Annotated in this window: 19 protein-coding genes; 11 read left to right on the top strand and 8 right to left on the bottom strand. The window is 43.0% G+C overall.

The window, feature by feature from the left end:
- Positions 1-651: 651 nt before the first annotated feature.
- The 3 genes from R8P61_29955 to R8P61_29965 are packed head-to-tail and all read right to left on the bottom strand — an operon-like array spanning position 652 to position 5,067.
- On the bottom strand, positions 652-1,959 hold the full coding sequence (locus tag R8P61_29955) for an amidohydrolase family protein (GenBank protein ID MDW3651340.1): 1,308 nt from the start codon (positions 1,957-1,959) through the stop codon (positions 652-654).
- Between the two features lie 16 nt (positions 1,960-1,975).
- Positions 1,976-3,310 carry an amidohydrolase family protein gene (locus R8P61_29960; protein MDW3651341.1) on the bottom strand — a complete coding sequence of 445 codons (1,335 nt, stop codon included), beginning with the start codon at positions 3,308-3,310 and terminating at the stop codon, positions 1,976-1,978.
- Positions 3,311-3,339: 29 nt separating this feature from the next.
- A complete protein-coding gene (locus tag R8P61_29965) occupies positions 3,340-5,067 on the bottom strand; it encodes an amidohydrolase family protein (GenBank protein MDW3651342.1) in 1,728 nt (575 codons plus the stop codon).
- 171 nt (positions 5,068-5,238) lie between these two features.
- Here R8P61_29965 and nuoK point away from each other — a divergent pair, with 171 nt between their 5' ends.
- The 3 genes from nuoK to R8P61_29980 all read left to right on the top strand — a co-directional run bounded on the left by nuoK (position 5,239) and on the right by R8P61_29980 (position 9,403).
- Positions 5,239-5,544: an NADH-quinone oxidoreductase subunit NuoK gene (gene nuoK / locus R8P61_29970; protein ID MDW3651343.1), complete on the top strand. Its 306-nt coding sequence runs from the start codon at positions 5,239-5,241 to the stop codon at positions 5,542-5,544.
- Between the two features lie 26 nt (positions 5,545-5,570).
- Complete coding sequence (nuoL, locus tag R8P61_29975; protein MDW3651344.1) at positions 5,571-7,721, top strand: NADH-quinone oxidoreductase subunit L; 2,151 nt, start codon at positions 5,571-5,573, stop codon at positions 7,719-7,721.
- Between the two features lie 62 nt (positions 7,722-7,783).
- Complete coding sequence (locus R8P61_29980) at positions 7,784-9,403, top strand: NADH-quinone oxidoreductase subunit M (GenBank protein MDW3651345.1); 1,620 nt, start codon at positions 7,784-7,786, stop codon at positions 9,401-9,403.
- A gap of 317 nt (positions 9,404-9,720) precedes the next feature.
- Here the strand turns inward: R8P61_29980 and R8P61_29985 are convergent, their stop codons facing one another.
- Positions 9,721-10,569 carry an alpha/beta fold hydrolase gene (locus tag R8P61_29985; GenBank protein ID MDW3651346.1) on the bottom strand — a complete coding sequence of 283 codons (849 nt, stop codon included), beginning with the start codon at positions 10,567-10,569 and terminating at the stop codon, positions 9,721-9,723.
- 113 nt (positions 10,570-10,682) lie between these two features.
- Here R8P61_29985 and rfaE2 point away from each other — a divergent pair, with 113 nt between their 5' ends.
- Entirely contained in the window at positions 10,683-11,162 is a 480-nt protein-coding gene (gene rfaE2 / locus R8P61_29990) for a D-glycero-beta-D-manno-heptose 1-phosphate adenylyltransferase (protein MDW3651347.1), read from the top strand.
- A gap of 98 nt (positions 11,163-11,260) precedes the next feature.
- Here the strand turns inward: rfaE2 and pdhA are convergent, their stop codons facing one another.
- The gene (gene pdhA / locus R8P61_29995) at positions 11,261-12,292 is read right to left on the bottom strand and encodes a pyruvate dehydrogenase (acetyl-transferring) E1 component subunit alpha (protein ID MDW3651348.1); all 1,032 of its coding nucleotides are present in this window, start codon (positions 12,290-12,292) and stop codon (positions 11,261-11,263) included.
- Between the two features lie 158 nt (positions 12,293-12,450).
- Between pdhA and recF the strand changes: the two genes are divergently transcribed.
- The 3 genes from recF (at position 12,451) to R8P61_30010 (ending at position 15,694) form a co-directional block, all read left to right on the top strand.
- Entirely contained in the window at positions 12,451-13,584 is a 1,134-nt protein-coding gene (recF, locus tag R8P61_30000) for a DNA replication/repair protein RecF (protein MDW3651349.1), read from the top strand.
- Between the two features lie 5 nt (positions 13,585-13,589).
- A complete protein-coding gene (locus R8P61_30005; protein ID MDW3651350.1) occupies positions 13,590-13,877 on the top strand; it encodes a DUF721 domain-containing protein in 288 nt (95 codons plus the stop codon).
- A gap of 272 nt (positions 13,878-14,149) precedes the next feature.
- Positions 14,150-15,694 (top strand): PQQ-dependent sugar dehydrogenase, encoded by a 1,545-nt coding sequence (locus R8P61_30010; protein ID MDW3651351.1) that lies wholly within the window; start codon positions 14,150-14,152, stop codon positions 15,692-15,694.
- A 2-nt stretch (positions 15,695-15,696) separates the two neighbouring features.
- Here R8P61_30010 and rsmA read toward each other — a convergent pair whose 3' ends face one another.
- On the bottom strand, positions 15,697-16,458 hold the full coding sequence (gene rsmA, locus R8P61_30015; protein MDW3651352.1) for a 16S rRNA (adenine(1518)-N(6)/adenine(1519)-N(6))-dimethyltransferase RsmA: 762 nt from the start codon (positions 16,456-16,458) through the stop codon (positions 15,697-15,699).
- Positions 16,459-16,560: 102 nt separating this feature from the next.
- Between rsmA and pdxA the strand changes: the two genes are divergently transcribed.
- The 3 genes from pdxA to R8P61_30030 all read left to right on the top strand — a co-directional run bounded on the left by pdxA (position 16,561) and on the right by R8P61_30030 (position 19,299).
- The gene (gene pdxA / locus R8P61_30020) at positions 16,561-17,607 is read left to right on the top strand and encodes a 4-hydroxythreonine-4-phosphate dehydrogenase PdxA (protein ID MDW3651353.1); all 1,047 of its coding nucleotides are present in this window, start codon (positions 16,561-16,563) and stop codon (positions 17,605-17,607) included.
- Positions 17,608-17,613: 6 nt separating this feature from the next.
- Positions 17,614-18,915 (top strand): hypothetical protein, encoded by a 1,302-nt coding sequence (locus R8P61_30025; protein MDW3651354.1) that lies wholly within the window; start codon positions 17,614-17,616, stop codon positions 18,913-18,915.
- A gap of 108 nt (positions 18,916-19,023) precedes the next feature.
- Complete coding sequence (locus R8P61_30030) at positions 19,024-19,299, top strand: GlsB/YeaQ/YmgE family stress response membrane protein (protein ID MDW3651355.1); 276 nt, start codon at positions 19,024-19,026, stop codon at positions 19,297-19,299.
- Here the strand turns inward: R8P61_30030 and R8P61_30035 are convergent.
- Positions 19,296-20,840, bottom strand: coding sequence for a hypothetical protein (locus R8P61_30035; GenBank protein MDW3651356.1), 1,545 nt, complete (start codon positions 20,838-20,840; stop codon positions 19,296-19,298). The genes R8P61_30030 and R8P61_30035 overlap by 4 nt on opposite strands.
- Before the next feature lie 144 nt (positions 20,841-20,984).
- Here R8P61_30035 and R8P61_30040 point away from each other — a divergent pair, with 144 nt between their 5' ends.
- Positions 20,985-22,721: a M3 family oligoendopeptidase gene (locus tag R8P61_30040; GenBank protein ID MDW3651357.1), complete on the top strand. Its 1,737-nt coding sequence runs from the start codon at positions 20,985-20,987 to the stop codon at positions 22,719-22,721.
- Here the strand turns inward: R8P61_30040 and R8P61_30045 are convergent.
- Positions 22,714-23,217, bottom strand: a complete 504-nt coding sequence (locus R8P61_30045) for a hypothetical protein (GenBank protein MDW3651358.1) — start codon at positions 23,215-23,217, stop codon at positions 22,714-22,716. The genes R8P61_30040 and R8P61_30045 overlap by 8 nt on opposite strands.
- Positions 23,218-23,254: the final 37 nt, after the last annotated feature.

Here is a 23,254-nt window from a genome sequence, read left to right on the forward strand (position 1 = left end):
TTGGGTGTTAGAGTGTTAGTGTTTTAGAGAGGGTGTGTTCAGGTGTTCTCGTGTTCTGGTATTCTTGTTGGAGAATTGGATTCTCTACTTTACCCTAACACACTAGAACCCTAAGCCCCTAACACATAAAAAAAGGCCGATGAATACTCATCGACCTTCTGGTTTTTGGTAAGTTCTAACGATAGGTTTTTTCCTTGATGTGTCCTGCTAAATCCCCATTGAATAGCAGACTCTGACACATTCCCCGAATATTATTATGGTGTTTTAGCTACAAAGGTTACCATTGAACGGGGGGTTTAGACCGCAAATAAGAATGAGCGCTTTCAGGTCAGGTTTGAATAAGAACGAGTCATCTCGTCTTATCAGATTTGCTGTCGGTGTCAATACAGCAGGTCGTGAATGCTTGGGGAGTCGATCTTGCTTAGAACAAGCAATTGTAAACAGGTTATAGTGTTTGTGATCGTTATTACAAAGGAAAGCCAGAGCGATGGGAAATTCAATCTGTTATTCAAATATTATTAACATTCAAAATATTTGGTTTATTGCGAAATATCGTATTGATTCCCTGCGATTCAGGCAGATATAGCGTAAAAAAGTGACGAAGGCGGGCCTTGTCTTACAAGGCCCGCCTTCTGTAAGGTTTCAGAATAATTATTTCTTTGTACCTGGGTCTCTTTCAAGGAATTCATCATATAGCCTGATTTGGCGGCTATCGATAGGAATATTCCATCCCTCGATGAAGAGGTGAGATATTGTCGTTTTTGTCTCAAAAGGATCTCCATCTGATACAAAGAGGGTAGCACTCTTACCAACTTCAATGGAACCTAATTGCTCGGAAACGCCAAAGATCTCAGCAGGAATTATAGTTACTGCTTTGAGCGCTTCTTCGGTACCCATTCCATAAGCTGCAGCAAAACCCGCATTGAAAGGGAGGTTACGAACGTTCTCCGAATCATCGGTACGGATAGCCACTTTCACTCCGGCTTTCTGCATGAGTCCCGCATTTGCATATGCTTTGTCATATCTATCAGAAGAACGGCGTGGAGTCTGAAGTACAGGACCTGTGATTACCGGGATTTTGGACTCTGCCAATTTTTCGGCTACTCTCCATCCTTCAGCAACTCCGGTAAAGATGGCATCTACTCCTTTATCCGTACACCAGCTAATGGCAGAAAGAATATCTGAGGCAGAATTTACTTCGATCAGCAATTTGGCTTCTCCTTTTACAACAGGAACTAAAGCTTCCATTTCCGGATAATAAGCAGGCTCTTCAGCTTTGCCGGCTTTATGTGCATCTGCAACTTCAGCAAATGCCTTGGCCTGATCCCAGACTTCATTTAGCTTTTTGAGCTTTTTATCGAGATCTTTTTTCATGTCCTCTTCACTTCTCCTGTCAAAACGACTTCTGCGACCCGTTGCAGGGAAGAGAAGGCGTACCGCTTTGAAGCCGGCATACATTTGCTTTGGCGTATATCCATGAAGATTGATAAGAGCTGCTGTACCGGGAAAAATCCCACCTGTTGGCTGAGCCAAAACAGTTGTAACTCCATTTACACGGGTAACCGGAATAGCTACTGCATTAGGATTCACAGCCGTCAGTGCCTGCATATGTGGATTAAGATCTCCTACTTCTCGGAAGTCATTGGTCAAAGAGATAGAACTAATTTCCGATAGACCCAGGGTAGTACCACCATCGATCATACCTGGATAAATATGCTTTCCACTGCAATCAATCTCTTCAGCTCCTGCAGGAATTGAAACAGAAGCACCCATAGCAGTGATCTTTCCATCCTGAATAATAAGGGTTCCCGTTTGCGTACCATTGGTAACTGTATGAATGGTGGCATTCTTAAGGGCGAACGTTCCATTCTTCCCTTTGCTCATCTGAGCCTGCAGACCTCCCATGCCGAGCATGAGCAGACTGCAAAGAAGGATATATGTATATGATATTTTTCTCATGATTTCTTCTGACTGATTATTTATTCACCATAGTTGAACCTTCCATACAGGCATCACGATCTCTTTCAAAATATAGGATCGGCATAACCTTTTCTTCTGGATTGACAGAAAGACGCATGTCATCCGCATCTTTGTTGATGTCAAATCTGATTACTCCATCTACAATGGTTTTTTGTGGAATGGCATAGATAGAAAGCGGATGGTTCTTGAAAATAGCGATATCTCCATCTTTTCCTTTTTCGATAGATCCAACACGACTGTCAATACCCAATTGAATTGCGGGATTGATCGTAATCAGTTTGAGGGCCTCATTATCTGTCAGGTTTCCATAACGCTGAGTTTTGGCAGCTTCATGATACAGATGGCGAATCAATTCTCCTGAGTCAGAGTTGATAGAAGTTACTACACCATTTTTTGTCAAAATAGCAGCATTGTATGCAGTTGAGTAGTATACCTCAAACTTGTAGGCCCACCAGTCTGCAAATACAGAGGCATGTGCCCCAAACTCTGCCAATTCAGGAGCTACTTTGAATCCTTCATTGGTATGTTGGTAGGTGATGTTGTTTACCCCAAAGTCTTTGAGCACATTCATCAACATCAAAATCTCATCAGCCCTATAACTATGGCAGTGGATGAGAATTTTTCCGTCAAGGATGTCAGCCATTGTTTGGAGGCGAAGAGAATATTCAGGAGCATCCATTTCAGGATTGGCTTCATACTTTTTCCAGGCCGCCTTGTATTGCTGAGCTTTGGCAAAAGCCTGGCGAATTACCTGCTCAACTCCCATACGTGAACTTGGATTTACACCACTTCTCTCTCCATGACTTCTCATGGGATTTTCTCCCAGCGCAAATTTGATGGTTCTGGGGGCTCCTTCCATGCGAACATTGTCAGGATCCATCTCACCCCAGCGGTGCTTGATCGTTTCGCATTGTCCTCCGATAGCATTGGCAGAACCGTGCATGGCATGAGAAGCGGTAACTCCACCTGCCAGCGCTCTGTACAGGCTAATGCTGGTTGGTTCTACTGCATCTTCTGTAGACACTTCGGGTGTGATAGGATTAGAGCCTTCATTGACGGCACTCAATCCTGCATGGGAATGTGCATCAATGATTCCTGGCATTACATACATGCCAGTAGCATCGACCGTTTCAACTCCCTTGGGAGCTCTCAGGTTTTTTCCAATACGATTGATCTTTCCATCTCTGATCAGGACATCCGTATTTTCCAGATCCCCTCCTGTGATGGTGATAACCGTTCCGTTCTTTATAAGTAAGCTTCCTTTCTTTGGTTGAGCCTGAAGACTCACAGCCATGAGAAAGCAAAGGGCAAATATTATATGCTTATACATGATTTTCTTTTTTGTTTAGCTAAATGAGTTTATTCAGGCGTGGAAGTTCTTTCCCCTTTGATCGGAAAGGAGCCAAATGATCCCACTTCCATATCTCCTTCAAAGCTTTCGCCATCCAATACTACAGATATTTCAATGGTGATGTTTTGCCCACCTCCATCAATGCTCATGCTAAAGCTGAGGTCATTTCCGTCCAGGATGACATTGTCCAAATCCTGTACTTCTCCAGGCCCCTGGTCACTTTCAAGTGTTCCAACAATGCTTCCATTTTCTTCTGTGAAAGTAATGGTACCTGTTCCGCTTTGACCGGGAGTTTCTGCTTCAAAGCTCCATTCTCCAAGTACAGCAGCCATATTGCTTTCCCCACTAGGTTCAGCACCTCCTTTAGACTTTTTCTTCTTTTTGGCCTTAGCTTCATATTTGTACATGCTACCATCAACAAAGACATAGCGAACCTGTGATTTCTCATTGAAATAAGGCATATCCGAAACAACCAAATTGGCCATTTTTCCCTTTTCAACAGTTCCCATGACAGAAGATAGTCCCAGCAGTTCTGCCGGTCCGGTTGTCAAGGCAGCCAAAGCGGCATCTTCGCTCAGTCCATGCTCGATCATGGTTCGAAGGTTACTTTTTATATCCTTTCCGCTTACTTCCAGGTTTGAAAGCCCAAAGGTGATTCCTGCTTCCTGAAACATAGCTGCCTGAGCTGCATATTTTTTATACCATTCAGCTTTTCGGGCTTCAAGAGCTTCAACCTCTTTTTCACCCATAGTCATCTCTTTGCCTTCTTCCTTATCTTCCTTCTTTGCTTCTGGCTTTTTGGGCAGGTCGGTGGAAAGAAAAACAGTGGTTCCACTGCTCTTGATTTTGTCAATCAGTTCCCAACCCTCTTTCAGTTCAACCAGGGTCAAATTGAAGCCCAGTTCTTTTTGCAGTTTGAGGGCACGGAAGGCAGTTGAAAGATTTTGTGTGTGGAAAAAGATGTTTTGCTTTTTATCAATGCTGGGATAAAAGGCAGTCAATACGCGGTCATTGTTTGGACGAGCTTTGCCGATGGGATTGCTGGTATATTTTTCGGCATGCGATTTACTGAGCTCTGCATTTCTGTAGAGGTCTCTGAATTTCGCCATAACTCCAATGACGGTTCCCGGATAAACTCCCCTGTTTCCCTGTAAGGTGCTAAACAAAGAGGTGTTTTCCATGAAGATCATATCATCAGCACTTTTGCCATCCAACAAGATGACGGCTCCCTGACCCGGAAGCGGGTTTCCATGGGGTACTGTATGAGAAGCTGTAAATCCCAAAGCTCTCATCGCAGAAATAGATTTGTCATCTGCCTTGAGCAATTCCTTCACACTTCTCTCAGGCATAATTCCCGCGATATTATTCGGGGGATTTCCCGGTACTTCTACGCGTGGACGATTTCTGTCTGCTTTGGGTTTAGGTACTCCCGTATGCGAAACACCTTCAATAAATCCGGCATAGACATACATAGAGTCAGCCTTGATGCGCTGTGCATCTGCAGGGATGGATACATTGGTCCCTACTGCCATAATAAGACCGTCCTTGATTACTACAGTCCCCATGCCCAGGCTTTTGCCGGGTGCTTGCATGATATTTACATTGGTGAGGGCGTAGGTACGATTGACGGGTTTAAGATTGCCGCTACCTTGAGCAACAAGCTGCTGGACCGGTAACCCCAGAAATAGGCATAAGGCCAAACTGAGGAAACAGGTGCTACGTAGCAATAGTTTCATACACTTTGATAGTTTTTGTGGTCAATTCGAATTAGATATAGACTATAATAGATAGAATATAGATTAGCTATCCTCAGAAAATTAGTTAACACAATACGGGCTTACAAGGTTTAAGAGTAATCGGCAGTATTTTTTATGCATAAGCTCGTATATTGTCGGCAAATCAACACAATGCTTTCACTGCCTGCATTTTTGATAATAAGTATCCTGATATTCTCTCTGGGCATCTTTTTGGTCCTGAGTAGAAGGAATGCGATCATGGCACTCATGGGGGTTGAGCTTATCCTTAATGCTGCCAATATAAATTTCGTGGCTTTCGCCCAATATGATCGTATCGACCTGGATGGGCAGATGGCTGCTTTATTTGTGATGGTGCTGGCTGCTGCCGAAGTTGCTGTAGCACTAGCGATCATTTTACAAGTGTATCGCAAGTATGGAAATATTGACCTGGGAAAAATCAGCAAACTTAAAGGATAGGTCCGCTTGAAGCAGGATTTTGCTCTATGAATCAAAGCTATTCAGAATTGACAGCTGCATTAGGCGCTAGTACAGAAAGCCTACTGGCCTTTGTCGCTTTAGTTTTGCCTCTGATTAGCTGCATGCTGTTGCTTTTCTTTTCAGAGAAGCTTCCCCGCAAAGGTGATTTTCTGGGAATTCTCACTATCGGCAGCTCCTTTCTTATTTCTCTTTTCATTCTGTTTCAAACTTCTTCAGATGGGCTTCATCATGTTCGATTGAACTGGTTTGAGTTGATGTCACAGGACCAGCTATATAGATTTACCCTGGGACTGCGCATAGACTGGCTGGGAGCTATGATGATGAGCCTGATCAGCGGGATTGCTTTGCTTGTACATATTTTTTCTCTGGAGTATATGAAAGGAGATCCCAATTATGGGAGATACTGGGCCTATTTAGGGCTCTTTTGCTTTTCTATGCTCGGTCTGGTCATGGCCGATAATCTGCTCCTCATTTTTATGTTTTGGGAAGCAGTAGGTCTGAGTTCCTATTTTTTGATTGGATTTTGGTATGGGAAAGATGCGCCAGCACAAGCAGCTCAGAAAGCCTTCATTGTCAATAGAGTAGGGGATGCGGGTTTCTTATTGGGCCTGATGGTGCTTTTTAGCATGTTTGGAAGCCTTGACCTGGAAGCTTTATCACAGCTTTTTCTGAATAGCAGTTTTGAAAATGGACTATGGCAGAGTCAGATTTTATTGGAGAATGGAGAAAGTATTCAGCATTCCCTTCCGATCATTTGGCTAAGTATTTCGGGCTTACTACTCTTTTTGGGAACAGTCGCGAAATCCGCTCAGTTTCCCCTGCAAATCTGGCTACCGGATGCGATGGAAGGTCCCACTCCCGTTTCAGCCCTTATTCATGCGGCTACCATGGTTGCTGCAGGCGTTTACCTATTAGCCAGAATTTTCATATTTCTTAGTTCAGAAGTCTTACTAATTGTAGCCTTGGTCGGAGCAATAACCGCCTTTATGGCTGCCATTGCTGCTATGACTCAATGGGATATCAAACGGGTATTGGCATATTCAACTATTTCCCAATTGGGATATATGGTGATGGGCATGGGATTGGGGGCTTATGACATGGCTCTTTTTCATCTTTTTACCCATGCCTTTTTCAAAGCTGCCCTCTTCCTCTTAGCCGGAATAGTCATACATCAATTGGCCCACAGCAATAGGAAATTACTTTCCGTAGGATTTATTCCCCCTGCCCAGGATATGCACAATATGGGAGGGTTGCGTAAAAGCATGCCTCGCACATTTATTTTATATATGATTCCTATGCTGGCTCTGGCCGGTGTTCCTTTCTTTTCTGGATTCCTATCCAAGGATGGGATTCTGCTGGCTGCCTGGGAAGAAGCCCTTCGTTTGGGAGGAATTTATTACCTGATTGCAGCTTTAGGATTTATAAGTGCGGGATTGACAGCCTTTTATATGGCAAGGCATGCGATTCTGATTTTTGGAGGCGAAAGCCGGGAAGGAGCTCCCAAAGATCCGGGTATGCTTATGCTCTTTCCGGTAGCAGTTTTAGCGATAGGCTCCTTGGGGTTTATTTTTTCCCTCAATCCCTTTGATGGCAATTCTTCCTGGTTTATACAAAATCTGACTGTTCCTGCTTCTGTGCTTCCTCAAGGTTTTGGAACCCTCATGCAGGCTTCTGGAGAGGGCCATCTATTTATAGGAATGATCTCTACTTTTATTGCTTTCGCAGGTCTTGGCTTGGGATATTGGCAGTTCCACAAGAATCAGGCTAAGGATCTTTTTCCGATTGGAGAAAGGCTGAAGAATATTTCTTTCAATCATTTTTATCAGGACAGAATCTACAATCTTCTCATTATCCGACCAACCTTATGGCTGGCGAAATATATCGATCTGTTTGATCGGAAATTGGTGGATGGAGTGGTGAAAGGAATTTCAGTTGTTCAGATTCATGAAGAAAAAGAATTGCCCTCTATTTCTGCTCTTGCCCGAAAATTTGATGAGGGGATAATTGATGGAATTGTAAAAGCTATTGTCTCGCTTTTCGCCGGATTGGCTAGAAGACTGAGGCATTTCCAAAGTGGGCAAGTGCAGCAATATTTAATCTGGGGAATGGTGCTGATGGGACTGACTTTTGTTTTAAGCTATTTTTTTATTCTCTGAGATAGATAAATTTGAACTATGAAGATTGAGGTTCATATAAGGAAAGGAGGAAAAAGATGTCAATGATATCTTTACTCGTATTCTTGCCTCTAATGGGTATGCTGCTGATGGCGGTATTGCCAAGATCTGCTTCCTCTTCTCATAAGTGGTTGGCACTTGGTATTTGTGTGGCCCAACTGTTGGTCGCTGCTGGATTTATTTTACCCGCTTTTCTTGCCAGTCAGGCTGCTGAAAATGGGATATCGAGTTCTGCAACTACTTATCATCTTATTGAATCCCTCAATTGGCTTGACATAAACCTAGGTACAATTGGGCGAGTGGACATCGATTTTTCGCTCGGCCTGGATGGGTTGGCCATGATGTTGGTCCTGCTTTCGTCTTTTGTCTTTCCCATTGCTATTCTTTCTTCCTGGAAAACTGAGAAGAATCCCAAGGGCTATTTTATGCTCTTCATGCTGATGAATCTCTCCACCTTTGGAGTGTTTACAGCCATGAATTTTTTCCTCTTTTACCTCTTTTTTGAGTTCATGCTCTTGCCCATGTTCTTTTTGATTGGTTTGTGGGGGGGAAAGCGCAGAGAATATGCAGCCCTAAAATTTTTCATCTATACCCTGCTCGGTTCTCTGCTAATTCTGCTTGTCATGGTGGGCCTTCTCTTTAGCTTCCAGACAGGAGCGGAAGTATATACCCTGGACTTTATCCAACTCGCCCAATTAGATGCGAATGCGAATTGGTTGAATTTGGTTCCTGATGCGATCTTTTCAGTGGATAATGAAATTCTGGGATTTCCAGCCAGAAGCTTCGCTTTTGTATTCTTGCTGATTGGCTTCGCGATTAAGATTCCTGTTGTGCCGCTGCATACCTGGTTGCCGGATGCACACGTAGAATCGGGAACTCCTATTTCGGTAGTTTTAGCGGCTTTATTGTTGAAAGTCGGTGGCTATGGTTTCTTCCGTATTATATTCGGCATTTTTCCGGATGCTGTGATTGAATTTTCATGGTGGATAGGTCTGCTGGGATTAGTTTCACTAATCTATGGAGCCTATGTTGCTATGGGACAAGAGGATTTGAAACGGATGATTGCCTATTCTTCTGTATCACATATGGGTTTTGTCTTATTGGGGATGGCTTCTTTGGAAAGCATTGGCTTGCAAGGAGCCGCTTTTCAATTATTTACACATGGAATCATCTCTGCTTTATTGTTCCTGATCGTGGGAGTTCTATATGAGCGTGTAGCGGATCGACAAATCGAAAATTTTCAAGGACTTTGGGATTTGATGCCTCGCTACTCGGTAGTCGTTATCATTGCCTTCTTTGCTTCTTTGGGATTGCCCGGTTTGGCCGCTTTTATTTCTGAAGTATTGGTCTTTATGGGAGCTTTCCAATCAGAATCTTCTATGGGAGGAATTCCTCGATGGATGGCTATCGTAGCTGTACTCGGTGTGATCCTCAGCGCTGTTTATTATCTGAGGACTTATCGAAAGATGTTTTTTGGAACCTTCGATGAGGGAGATACCAGTAATTGGGAGACGAAATTGCTGGATTTAACTACCCGAGAATATCTAATGCTCATTCCCTTGGCTATAGCTATTATTTATTTTGGCTTATTCCCCTCTGGTATGCTTGACCTATTGGATGAGGATATGGCGAGATTGAGTGAGTTTTTAGGGAGGTTTAAGTAATTCTTTTTTTGTAAGATTTAAAGCTTATTTACTGGGTTCTCTTCCCACTTTTTTAGAAAAAGTGGGGCAAAAATCGCAGAGCCCAAAGCCAGCCGCACTTTCCGCCCCGTCTCCCGATGGGCTCTGCAGGGCCTTCGCGCTTGGGGTGCGGGAGGATTGTTATTTGGGAGAGATCGCTTTTTATGGGTTCTTTTCCCACTTTTTTAAAAATTGGGGCAAAAATCGCAGAGCCCAGAACCCAGAACCAGCCCCACATGCCGCCCCGTCTCCCGATGGGCTCTGCAGGGCCTACGCGCTTTGGGGGGCTAGGAAGATTGTTATTCTGGAGAGACCATATCTTTTCCTTTCAGTTCTAAAAACTGATTTAATAGCTTGCGGACCTCCTTTGGTTTGAGGTCTACGACGAGGTGACCGGTTTCGATGAAGTCGCCCTGGGCTTCTGGAATGAGTTTCTGAAATCTCTGGATGCCTTTGGAACTGATGATTCCGTCTTGTCTTCCCCAGATGATTTGCCATTTAATCTGATGCTCCTGTGTTCGTTTTTGCAGTTTCTTTAGGGGAACTTTTAATCCGGAATAAACCAGCATATAAGTTCGTAGTGCTTTCCTCAATTTAGCAGAGCCGAAATTCCCATACATGAAATCATGGGTAAAGCGATCGATAAGTTTGAGTCGATAGGCAAATCTTGAAGCATAGATGATAGGAGCCGGGAAGCGTAAAAATCCTTTCAGGACCTGCTTACCCAAGGGATTGAACATGGCAAAATTTTGTAGGACGTTTCTACTAATCCCATCCGGAGAGATCAGAATGACATTTTCAGGGGGATCTTTTACCATGCCAACCAGATTCATAGCCATTTTCCCTCCCATACTAAAGCCCAACAAATTCAACTCTTTATTGGGATAGCGTTGGCGAAAAGAGGCCCACATTTTCCGCAAAAACTTCTTGTTCATGGGCTTATGCTTTTTCTTCCATTCTGAACGCCCGAATAAAGGCATATCAATGCAGACGATAATCCAGTTATCGGGTACCTTTTCCCAAAGCCTGTCAAAAAGATGCTTGTCCTGCAGATAGCCGTGAATACAGATGAGTACATGCTCGCCTGATCCTTTTTCTTTCCCCGATATTTTTGCTTGAGTTAGCGCTATCTCAAAGGATTTCCACATAGGACAAATTTCATAGAAATTTGGATAGTGTTCAAGTATTCATGTATTCTGGCGTTAAAGATTGATTGTGTTTAACTTGAGGACTGAAATACGAGAACACCAGACCACCTCATATGACTTCCTCCCACAAAATACTTTCTCTTCCCGATCTGCTTCGCAAGCTCAATACCTGGCGGATCAGAGGAGATAAGGTCGTCTTTACTAATGGCTGCTTTGATCTGGTTCATATGGGGCATGTGCAGTATCTGGAAGCTGCCAGGAGTTTGGGGGATCGTTTGGTTTTGGGCTTGAATTCGGATAGCTCGGTGCGGGAATTGAAAGGAGATTCTCGGCCCATTGTAGATGAATGGGCTCGTGCAGGTGTATTAGCTGGACTGACAGCCATAGATGCGATCTGTATTTTTTCGGAGGAAACGCCTGCGAAATTGATCGAAGCAGTAGGTCCGGATATTTTGGTAAAGGGGGGCGATTATCAGATTTCAGAAATTGTAGGAGCTGATTATGTCTTGGCGAATGGGGGAGAAGTACAACGAATTGATTTTTTGCCCGGTCATTCGACGAGCAGGATCGTGGAGAAGATTAAGAAGGAGTAAATAACTTCGCCTGAAGGCCCAAGCTCCATCACCCTAAAACATGTTATAAAAAAAACGGGAGCCCAAAGGCTCCCGAGTAATCTGGATTGTGGTTGTGATTAGTCCATGATATAGGGATACTCACCCACATATACATCTTCGTACAATGCGCTGGGATCTGGATAAGGAGATTCTTCGGCAAAAGCTACACTTTTTTCCACTACCTCTTTTATCCTGTCAGCGATATCGTCAATTTTCTTTTTGTCAACCTTGGCTTCCTCAATCATGTATAGGTGAAGCTTGGCAATAGGATCGCGATCGCGGTATTTATTCAACTCTTCACGAGTCCTGTATTTCATTGGGTCAGACATGGAGTGTCCTTTGTAGCGGTAGGTTTTCATTTCTACCAGATAAGGACCCTTTCCACTACGGACATGCTCAACTACTTCTTCCATTTCTTCCATGACAGTCATCAAATCCATAGCATCGATGGGCTTGGATGGCATATCGTAAGAAAGACCTAGTTTATATAGTTCCGTTACGTTGGAGGTACGTTCTACAGAAGTACCCATCGCGTAATTGTTGTTCTCAATCACAAAGATCGTAGGAATTTTCCAAAGCATGGCCAGGTTGAAAGCTTCATGCAAAGCTCCCTGACGAGTTGCTCCATCTCCCATCATACATACACAAAGGGTATCTTTTCCTTTATACTTCTCAGCAAAACCAATACCTGCACCTAAAGGAATCTGGCCACCTACAATTCCGTGTCCACCTACAAAGTTGTGCTCCTTGGAGAAGAAGTGCATAGAGCCTCCTTTACCTTTAGAACAACCTGTAGCCTTTCCATAAAGCTCTGCCATGCAAGCATCAGCAGAAACTCCACGAGCCAATGCCGGACCGTGATCGCGATAAGCTGTGATCATATGATCATCGGGACGGATAACTTCCTGCAAGCCAGTAGAAACGGCTTCTTGTCCTATATATAAATGACAAAATCCCCTGAATTTTTGCTGCATGTACAGCTGGCTGGCTTTTTCTTCGAATTTCCGCTGAAGGAGCATGGATTCATACCACTCCAACAACTTCTCTTCACTATACTTAGCTTTGGTAGATTTAGAGCCTTTTTTGGCTCTGGCTTTCGTTGTCGCCATATTTAATATGGAATTGAATTTCTCTCTAAAATCAGAACGTGAAATTGCCTATTCTTGCCATGAATTACAAATAAATTCGCCATTTTTGGAATCGAAGTCGGCCAGGCTACATGAGGCTTTGTCGATTTTGATCTGACATATCAAAATCCTGAATACCTTTGTATATCCAATCCCTATATCTCAACAATTTTAGAAATTACGAGGAGCTAAAACTGGACTTTAGTTCGGGGATCAATTGCTTTTGCGGACCCAATGGTGCAGGTAAGACCAATATCCTGGATGCAATCCACTATTTGGCACTTACCCGGGGATTTAGAAACAATCAGGACAGGCAAGCAGTCAAGAAAGGAGAGCAATACTTTCTGGATCAGGGAGAAATACAGCAAGGGGAGCATAGTTGGCAGGTGCAATGTAATTTTGCTCAGGGAAAAGGAAAGCGGCTTATCGTCAATAAAAAGACTCTTCGGAAATTGAGTGAGCATATCGGACGTATCCCTTTAGTAGCCATTTTGCCACATGATACCGAACTTATAAATGGCCCCTCCGCCGGACGCAGGCGGTTTCTTGATGTTCTCATCTCACAGTATGATTCGGCTTATCTCAGGCATCTGATTCAGTATGATAAGATTTTGGCCCAAAGGAATGCTTTGCTCAAGCAATTTGCAGAAGATAGACGCTGGGATGAGGAACAAATGGAGCTATGGGATGCTCAGCTTATCCCACATGGGATAGGAATTCATGGCGGACGCTCTCAATTCATCGAGGATTTTCAACCGATTTTTGCTGAGTATTTTAAAGAAATTGTGGCTGAAGATGAAGTGCCTCGTTTGACTTATTATTCACAATTGGAAGAAAATACAGAGGCCGGCTGGATCGATTTGTTGAAAAACAATCGCATGAAGGATCAGGTCAATCAATATACAGGTGTGGGAGCGCATCGGGACGATCTAAGGTTTTATATCGATGAGCAATCGGTCCGCAATTTTGGATCACAAGGACAACAAAAGACCTTTATTATTTCTCTTAAACTGGCTCAATATCAGTTGCTGGAAGCGCATAAAGAGATTAGTCCTGTCCTCTTGCTGGATGATATTTTTGATAAACTGGACGATCAAAGATTGGGGAGAATTGCAGCGATACTGGATCAAAAGTTGAAGGGACAAACCTTTATCACGGATACTTCTTATGAGCGGCTCGCAAAAGTATTTGATACAAAATCATCCGGCGAGTTACGATTTTTTTCAGTAAATAGCGGAGAGGTAGAATACCTGGATCAAGCAGAAACATCTTAGGGCAAATGGCAGATAAATATATGAGCCTCGGGGAGGCGATACAGGCTTTTCTGGATACACATGGTATCAAGGATCAAACCAGTGTACAGACCGTGATCAATGAATGGGAACAGATCATGGGGAAGCCTATTGCCCAGAATACAGAAAAGATGTGGTTCAATAGAAATACCCTTTACATCAAGATGAAATCCCCGGTTTGGCGAAATGAACTTCAAATGGCCCGATTGAAAATAAAGAAAATCGTCAATGAGAAGATGAAGAAGGAGTTGATTAAAGAAGTGAAAATCATGTAGATTCTCGCCAGTTTTTTAGGGGAAAGCCCAGCATACCTAAGTGCTGAAATATGATCGCTGTATAAAGATTGAAAAAAAACTCCTACTTCGTTTGTCGAAGCGAACAATCATCCTCTAAAAAGCAGAATTAGCATCTTCAATTCTGCTCAACAAATTTCCCCACCCATTCCGACTTTCTGAGAAAAAGTGTCTCCTTTCAATGAAGTAGTTCAAATCTGTACTACAGCAAAGACCTGCATTACTATAAATTAAATACTCGGAAAAAGAAGAAGATGAAATTTCTCAGATTGATTCTGTGGACTCTAATGCTTGTGAGTTTGGGTAGGCTTTCTGCCCAAACCGAGGATCCCTATCGAGATTTGTATACAGAGCATTGTGCGGCTTGTCATGGCAAAAATATGGAAGGAAGTGCACATGCTTCTCGACTTCTGGGTGCACAACTCAGGCATGGGGAGAAATTGGAGGACTTAAAGAGAGGGATAGGAAAGGGATATTTGGATAAAGGTATGCCTGCCTATCAGGAAATGCTTTCGGAAGGGGAAATCAGTGGGATTGCCATTTATATCTCGGAAAAGAGGAAGTCCTTTTCTATGAATGATTATAAGATCAAAAAGAAATTACAGATTCCGACAAAGACTTTTGAAAGTGAGAAGCTAAACTTTCGACTAAAAACCATGATCAAGGATCTGGATCCATGGCCTTATTCAATTGCCCCATTGCCTGATGGCGGATTTTTGCTTTCAGAAAAAATGCGAGGACTGAGTATCATTTCCCCTGAAATGAAACAGTCTCAACTCATTGAAGGGCTTCCGGAATTTTCTTCTCAGGATGAAGCAGAGAAAGATAGCCTTGGACTGGTGTATGGCCTGGGGTATATATTAGATGTCGCCCTCCATCCTGACTATAAAGAAAATGGATGGGTGTATATCAGCTATGGAGATCGCTGTAAAAAGTGCAACAATCTGAGCAGGTATTATTATGATGGATATGTCTCCATGCTTCGCATAATCCGGGGACGTATCGAAGACCATAGATGGGTGGATCAGGAAGTGATTTGGGAGGTGAAAAAGGAGTTTTATACGCCGATGGCAGAAACAACTTTAGGAGGAAGGCTGACTTTTGATGGGAAAGGGTATCTGTATTTCAGTTTGGGAGCCAAACTTTACCTTCCTCACAATCCTTCGACCGTAGAGTCTTTCAATGGGATTCAAAGTCTCAAGCAACCTTACGGCAAAATTTACAGAATACAGGAGGATGGTCGCGTACCGAGGGACAACCCCTTTGTGGGAACAAAAGATGCTATTGAAAGCATTTGGACCATCGGTCATCGATCTCCGCAAGGGCTTGAATATGATCAGCAAACCAACAGTTTATGGGGAACAGAAATGGGGCCTCGTGGAGGAGATGAAGTAAATTATTTACAGAAAGGGCTCAATTATGGATGGCCACTGGTATCTCAGGGAGTAAATTATACAGGGACGAAGGTAGAGTTTGGGAAATTGATGAAAATGAATCCCGATGAAATGGAGCTCGAGGAGCCTGTAGTAGATTTGACTCCTTCACCAGCTGTTTCCAGTTTTGCGATTTGTCGTTCGGATAAATATCCTTTCTGGGAAGGGAATTTAATTGTAGGAAGCCTGAAAGCAACTCAATTATATCGTATGGAAGTTCAGGAGGGAAAACTCATACAACAAGAGCTATTACTCGATGAACTTGCCCGAATCCGGGATGTGGAAATGGGCTTTGATGGCTATCTCTATCTTTTGTTAGAGCATGTTAATGGCGGTCAGATTCTGAGAGTGGAAGCGGTAGAGTAGATTTAGCTTAAATTCCTTGTAAGCATTAAATACTCCTCTACGGAAAGAGTCTCTGCTCTTCGGGTAAATAGTTCATCAAATTGTTCCCGATTCTTAAACTCAATCGTTTTTAAGGCATTTCGCAGGGTTTTTCTACGCATGCTAAAGGCCTGTTTGACTACTCGTTTTAGCTGAGGAAATTCAATTTCCGGCAATTCATCTTTCCTTTTCAAACTCAAAACCCCACTCATCACTTTTGGGGGCGGACGAAAAACTCCCGGCGGGACTTTAAATTCATATTTGAGGTCAAAATAAGCGCCTAGTAATACACTCAGTATCCCATAGGTTTTGCTCCCCGGACCTGCGCAAATTCTCCGTGCAACCTCATCCTGTATCATAAAGGCCCCACTTTTGACATAGGGCAGGTTTTCTAATAATTGAAAAAAGAAGGGAGAGGAAATATTGTAGGGCAAATTACCTACAAAATGGCTATCAGCCGGAATGTCCTCCTGCATCTGCCACTTGAGTACATCCTTGTGGATGATTTGCTCTTCTTTCATCCCCAGCTGACCCAAAAGATATGTTACTGCATCCGGATCTATTTCTACGACTTTAAAAGCGGGATATTTAGGCAGAAGAAACTGGGTCAGTACCCCTTGCCCCGGACCGATTTCTATCACGGTATCCGTCGAATCTGCGGGACAGAGATCAACGATCTTTTGAGCGATTCCCAGATCGGTGAGGAAATGCTGTCCCCAGAATTTCTTTGGTTTTAGATTATGCATGGGATATTGTAATTTGCCTGAATAGTCAGGAAGCTGGACAAAAATACAATTTGATCCTGCTCAATGACAAAATGGAGCGCTATATTTTAAGCCAAAAGCCTAATGAGTAAAAATCAACAGAAACTGAAAATAGGATTTACCATAGGAGATGTGAATGGAATCGGTCCTGAATTGATTCTAAAGGCCTTCGTAGATTCGAGATTGAAAGAGTTTTGTGTGCCGATCCTGTATGGTTCTTCTCGTGTGATCAATATATATCGCAAGGTACTGGATATCCCCAAATTCCATTATGTGGTGGTACCTGGTCCCAAGCAGGCGCAGTACAATAAATTTAATATCATAGAGTGTGTACCTGATCTTGAAAGAATTGAGATTGGGAAACCTTCTGCCAATGGGGGAAAGGCTGCTTATCTATCTTTGAAAAGAGCCGTAGAAGATGCCCAGCATCAGGAAATAGATGCCATCGTTACTTTGCCCGTTGATAAAGCTACCTTCCAGAAAAATGATCCTGAGTTTTCTGGCCATACGGAATTATTGGGGAAAGCTTTCAATGTAAAGCAAAACCTGATGTTTATGGTGTCGGAGGATATCAAAGTAGGAACCGTTACCAATCACTTACCTCTAAGTGCTGTGGCGGGAGCTTTGACAAAAGAACGCATCATGGAGAAGGTTGAGCTTATGCACAACTCTTTGAGCAAAGACTTCAATATCCAGCGTCCGATGATAGCTGTATTGGGATTGAATCCTCATGCTGGTGATGATGGATTGATTGGACCGGAAGAGCAAGACATCATTAGCCCGGCGATTATGGAGTTGGGGAATAAAGGAATCCGGGCATACGGCCCTTATCCTGCAGATGGCTTTTTCGCTTCTGCCAATTACAAAAAATTTGATGGCGTCATGTCTATGTACCATGACCAGGGCTTGATTCCCTTTAAACTCCTGACGGGATACAGAGGGGTCAATTTTACGGCTGGTATTCCGGTAGTCAGAACCTGTCCGGATCATGGAGTTGCCTATGACATTGCGGGAAAAGGAACGGCAGATCCTGAAAGTTTACGTCAGTCCATCTATACAGCAGTTGATGTATTCAGAAACAGGCTAATGAATGCAGAGCTGGAAGCCAATGCCCTTAAAACGGAATCCTGATCTTTTATGCTGGTACGGATCAAAGATTTATTCTTAAAACACTACTTACTGATACTTACGCTGGCGGCCTTGCTTATGGCACTGGCTGATCGTAGCTACCGCGAAAGGAATCGAATCTGGTCAGATGGAGAAGGCTATTACCTCTATTTGCCCGCGGTCTTTATTTATGGCTTCGATGCGGATAAACTGCCCGTCAAATCGCCAGATAGATATAAGCCTCATGAGGAAAGCAATAAGCGCTTTACCCGATATTCGTCCGGAGTAGCCATTATGATTGCTCCCTTCTTTCTCCTTACACACGCCCTCACAAGTATAGGATTGTTTGAAGGACCTGCAGATGGTTATTCGGTAGTTTATAGCAATGGAATCGCTATCGCGGCAATTTTCTATTGTATGCTGGGCTTTTGGTTTTTGCGGAAAGTGCTGGATGAACATTTCTCTAAATGGACAACGGCTCTGACCATATTCGGGCTTTACTTTGGAACCAATATGGTCTACTACTCCTTTATGGAGCCCGCCATGTCGCATATATATTCCTTCTGTCTATTTGCGATATTACTCTATGTGACACCAAAAATCTTTCAGAATCCCAGCTTTCGAAATCTTTTCCTCCTGGGCATTCTTATTGGCTTTATTACCCAAATACGTCTAACCAATTTCTGTATCGCCCTCTTTGTCCTCTTTTTCTCCATCCAGAAGAAGGAGGACTTTGTCGATCGTTGGGACTTTATTCTCAAACATTATAAGGCGCTACTCTTATTGATTCCCGCTTTTTTCATCCCCTGGATTCCTCAGATGATGTATTGGTACCATGTGACAGGTTCGCCATTGATCTTTTCTTATGGCTATACTCCGGAAAGTTTTTTCCCCTACAGGAGCCATCCCAAAATCTGGCGAGTATTGATCGATGTACAAAACGGCCTTTTCATTTATGCACCTATCCTCTTTCTCAGTTTGCTGGGAATGATACAAACCTCCTATAAGAATATCCTGAATGGACCTCTGATCACGCTGATCTTCATACTCTTTACCTATATTTTTGGCGCATACTCAGCCTGGTGGTTTGGGGGAGCTTATGGCCATAGGGCTTATATTGAGTTCTTCCCCTTTATGGCCATTCCAATGGCCTATGTGATTGATCATTTTAAAAATATTCAGATCGTTTTCAGAAGCGCTATTTATGTGGTATTGCTATGGTGGGTAGTATATAGTGTCCGATTGACCTATCTGTATCAGGGCCCCTGGGATGGGGCAAACTGGAACTGGAATACTTTCGAACAAGTATTGGACAAGGCCTGGATTTTCTGATTTTCAGACATTTAACAAAAATTTAATCCGCTTACTTTCCCTGAAATTCGTATCTTATCCTTGATGAGTTCGATTGAACACATCAAAACGGATTAAAACACTACTAATATGTTTTCACTACTTATTTGGGGACTCATCGGATTAGCCGCTGGTACCATAGCCAAAATGATTACCCCTCAGGATGAAAAAGGAGGATGGGTTTCCACGATTATCATAGGAATTGTTGGTTCTATTGTGGGAGGTTTTGTTGCGGGATTCTTTGGCCTTAATGCAAAATTGGGAAGCACCTATCTGGGAGACCTTATTATCGCTACAGGAGGCGCTGTTCTGGTACTGTTTATCTACCACAAATACCTTAAGGATAAGCTGAACCTTCCTATTTAGTCAACAACATCTATTTTTGACATTTCTCCAGCTTCAAAATCGAGGCTGGTTTTGGGATTAAAGAAGCTTTGTGTAAAAGCTTCTGCTAAGCCTGTATTCTCCTTTTTCGCCTGTATCCACAGGTCGAAACGGATAACTTCATGGCTGATGGCTTTCCAACTATCAGAAAGCCTCATCCATTGTTCCAATTCATGCATTTCATCATCTCGAGTCTGAAAATCAAAGGCGTGTTTTTCCAGCAAATAGAGATATCTAAAAATTTTTGCATGTCGATCTTCTCCCCTGTATTTCGCAAGATGCTTCCGCAAAGACTCAATACGGGAAGCAGCCAGGTCAAACATGTCCATATCCAGCAAAAGCATAATTTCATAAATGCGCATACTGCTATTCCAGCCTTTTTTATCGGCTAAAATTTCCTGTAAAAGTCCCAGGCTTTGAAAGGCTGCTTTGCAATCTCCTTGCAGATGTTTCAGACAGGCCTCCAGATAATAGGTGAGTTCTATGCTCTGGGTTCTGCGTTTTTGGTTTCGAAACCACTGGAGCTCCAATAGCATTTGCTCTGCTGCTTTCCATTCCCCTAGATAAAGCTGAATAAAAAGAGCATAGAGAGAGGCAGAAAAGTAATTGTATTTTTTAGGATGATAGAGTTCCCGGGCATTAAGGGAAGCTTCCAGAGCTGCCGGGAAATTATATACCAGGCATTCTACGGCTGCTAATTTGAGATAGGGCGTGCCTAATCGATTTTTCGATCGGAGTCCTTTATTGCTGGAGACCAGATCAATCAATTCCTCCAAAGCTCCTTTCGCCTGCTCATAGTCTTGTATCCCTTCATACATAGAGACCAGAAGATTGAGGTAGAAATAATGGGTGCGGAGGGTATAGGCTACTTCCAGCCTTTTCTCAAGCTGCTTTGTTTTTTCCCTAAGCCACTCAATAACTTCTTCCGAAAAATGACTGTGATTACGCGTCTTTAGGTTAAACTCATCAAAAATGCCTATCCCCAGGACATCGGTTTCATACTGCTCGAGTGTTTTGGCAATTTCTCCCGAATATTCCCATGTCCCTTTTTGCCGGGAAGCCGCGATATTTTGGAGGTAGATAAGGGGGGGTAAACGAAATTCCGGAAGACCGGCTTCCTCTGCCTGATGCTCACACTTTTCGAAAAGCTCTCTGGCGATGTCTTCCAGGCCTCTTTTCCTCAGCATCAAAGCAGAACTTATTTGTTTGATTATCCTGACTACTTCATAGGCAGCCGGATCTTCTTTCAGTACATTATTGTTTTGGAGATTTACGCCCAAAATCAGGGTTTCCTGCATTTTTTCGAGTAGGCGGGCCTTTAGCATAATAAAGGCTTTTGATTTGGGATTGCCGTACAACTTTTCGGAAGCATCAGCCTGTGTCAGATCGGGCTGTTTTTCGAGGAGTTCAAGCAGTGCGAGTGCCTTATTACTCCCTTTTCCATGAAATGCGTTTAAAAAACTCTTGAGGTATCTCAACTCCTGCCGGGAGAGAGAATTAAAAATTGCCTGTATTCTTTCCAATTTGAAAAATTAAAATGGGTAAATACACGACGTCCTTATCAACAAGATACAATTTTTGAACAGATTACGCCAGAATCTTGCATAGAAAAATAACATGCCTCGGCTTAGGACATTTTTTGTAGCTTTGTCCCAAATTTCCTGAACATGCAAGAATTCTTACAGATAAAAGATAATAAACTCGCACGCACATTTTTACCGACAGACTTTGAGATCACAGACTGGGAAAGTATAAAGATCTATTATGACCAGCTTATGGAAGCGGAGCCGGATAGTGTAGAAAAGCTGGAAAAGTACCTGAAAAAGCGCAATGAACTGGATGGGATTGTTTCTGAGGAGTATGCATGGCGCTATATTCGCATGACCTGCAATACGCAGGATGAGAAAATAAAAGAAGCTTTTCAGTTTTTCGTAAAGGAGATTATACCCCATGTCTCTGTATGTGAGGATAAACTCAATCGAAAATTGGCCGCCAATCCCTACTTCAATGAGTTGGATAATAATCTTTATTTGACCTATACCCGTCAGGTCAAACGCGCAATAGAAATGTTTCGCGAAGCAAATATTCCGCTTAGTACAGAAGTCCAAAGCCTTTCGCAGGAATATGGAAGTACGATGGGAGCCATGACGATTGAGCATGAAGGAAAAGAACTGACCTTGCAGCAAGCAGGTAAGTATATGGAAAATCGGGATCAGTCAGTCCGGGAAGAAGTTTGGAAAAAGCTGGCAAAAAGAAGAAGTCAGGATTCCGAAAAGTTGCAAGAGCTTTTTGACAAATTGCTGCAAAGAAGGAATCAGATGGCTAAGAATACAGGCTATGATTCTTATACTCGATATAAGTTCGATAAGATGGGGCGCTTTGACTACCAGCCCGCGGATACCAAGGATTTTCATAATGCTGTAGAAAAGGTAGTCAAACCTATCTATCAGGAGCTTTTACAGGAAAGAAGAAGATTGCTGGGACTTTCAGAATTAAGACCCTGGGATCTCAGTGTAGATATATTCGGAGAGGTTCCTCTCAAGCCATTCGAAGGCGCCGATCAATTGTTGGAAAGATCTGTAGAAGCCTTGACCCATGTGCAAGAAGAACTGGGCGAAATGATCCGCATTATGGATAAAAAGGGCTTTCTAGATCTGGATAGTCGGGTCGGGAAAGCACCGGGGGGATATAATTATCCCCTCATGGAAACAGGTATTCCCTTCATTTTTATGAATGCTGCAGGAACCCAGACGGATGTAATCACCATGCTTCACGAAAGTGGGCATGCAGTACATTCCTTTGTTACCCGAAACATCAGCCTGAATGCACTAAAACAACCTCCTTCTGAAGTGGCCGAGCTGGCTTCTATGAGTATGGAGCTTTTGTGCCTGGATTATTATGATGCTTTCTATAAAGATCCGACCTCTTTGATTCGTGCTAAAAAGGGACAATTGGTACGTTGCATTACCATTTTTCCATGGGTAGCTACCATAGATGCCTTTCAGCAATGGCTCTACGATAATCCTGAGCATACGCATGAAGAAAGAAATGCTGCTTTTGATGAGCTGTATATCCGCTTTCATGGGGAAACCGTGAACTGGGAAGGATTTGAAGATATTCGCAGAAATCTTTGGCTCAAGCAGATGCATATTTTCGAAGTACCTTTTTACTACATCGAATATGCGATCGCCCAATTAGGTGCATTGGCTGTATGGAGGAACTTTAAGCAAGATCCCAAAGGGGGATTGGAACAATACCTCAGCGCTCTCAAACTGGGCTATACGAGGACTATTCCGGAGATTTATAAAGAAGCAGGTATACGTTTCGATTTTTCTGAAGACTATATGCGAGAAGCCGTAGAATTCTGTTTGAAAGAATACCAGGATTTATCAGTCGTCAACTAGATCCTTCGATCTCGACAAAAACCGAACTGGTTTTGTTATTGTAGAACATAAAGATCTCTATATACTTCCGCTTTTTATTATTAAAAGCTTTTGCACGGACTCCTTTCTCGCTGAACTCCCGGGCTACCGTCTGGGCCAGTTCAGGATTTTCTTCCATATGGGGTTTATTTGCCGAGTTTGTGATGGATTCCTTAAAGAAGGCGAAAAGGATTCTTCTTTTGTCAACACTCCAGCCTATATGCTGCTTGCGGATGTGGTAGATCTTTCCTTTTTTGGTTGTAATGATAATTCTTAAGGTATAGGTCGAGTCTATTTCCTGACGAAAAAAAGTAACCGGACCTTCTCTGTTCTCAAATTTCATCCCGCTTTCGATGCGACCGGGCATAGCTCGTTTGATAAGTTCTTTCTCTGACATCCCAACCCTTAGCTCTAAAACTTGCGTATAGAGTAAAGGTGTACATAGGAGGAAAAAGGCAAAGATGATACTTGTCCTCATGAGATTGGATTGATGTTTAAAGTAGCTTGTCTGGATT

It is taken from the genome of Bacteroidia bacterium (assembly GCA_033391075.1).
Taxonomy (GTDB): domain Bacteria; phylum Bacteroidota; class Bacteroidia; order J057; family J057; genus JAWPMV01.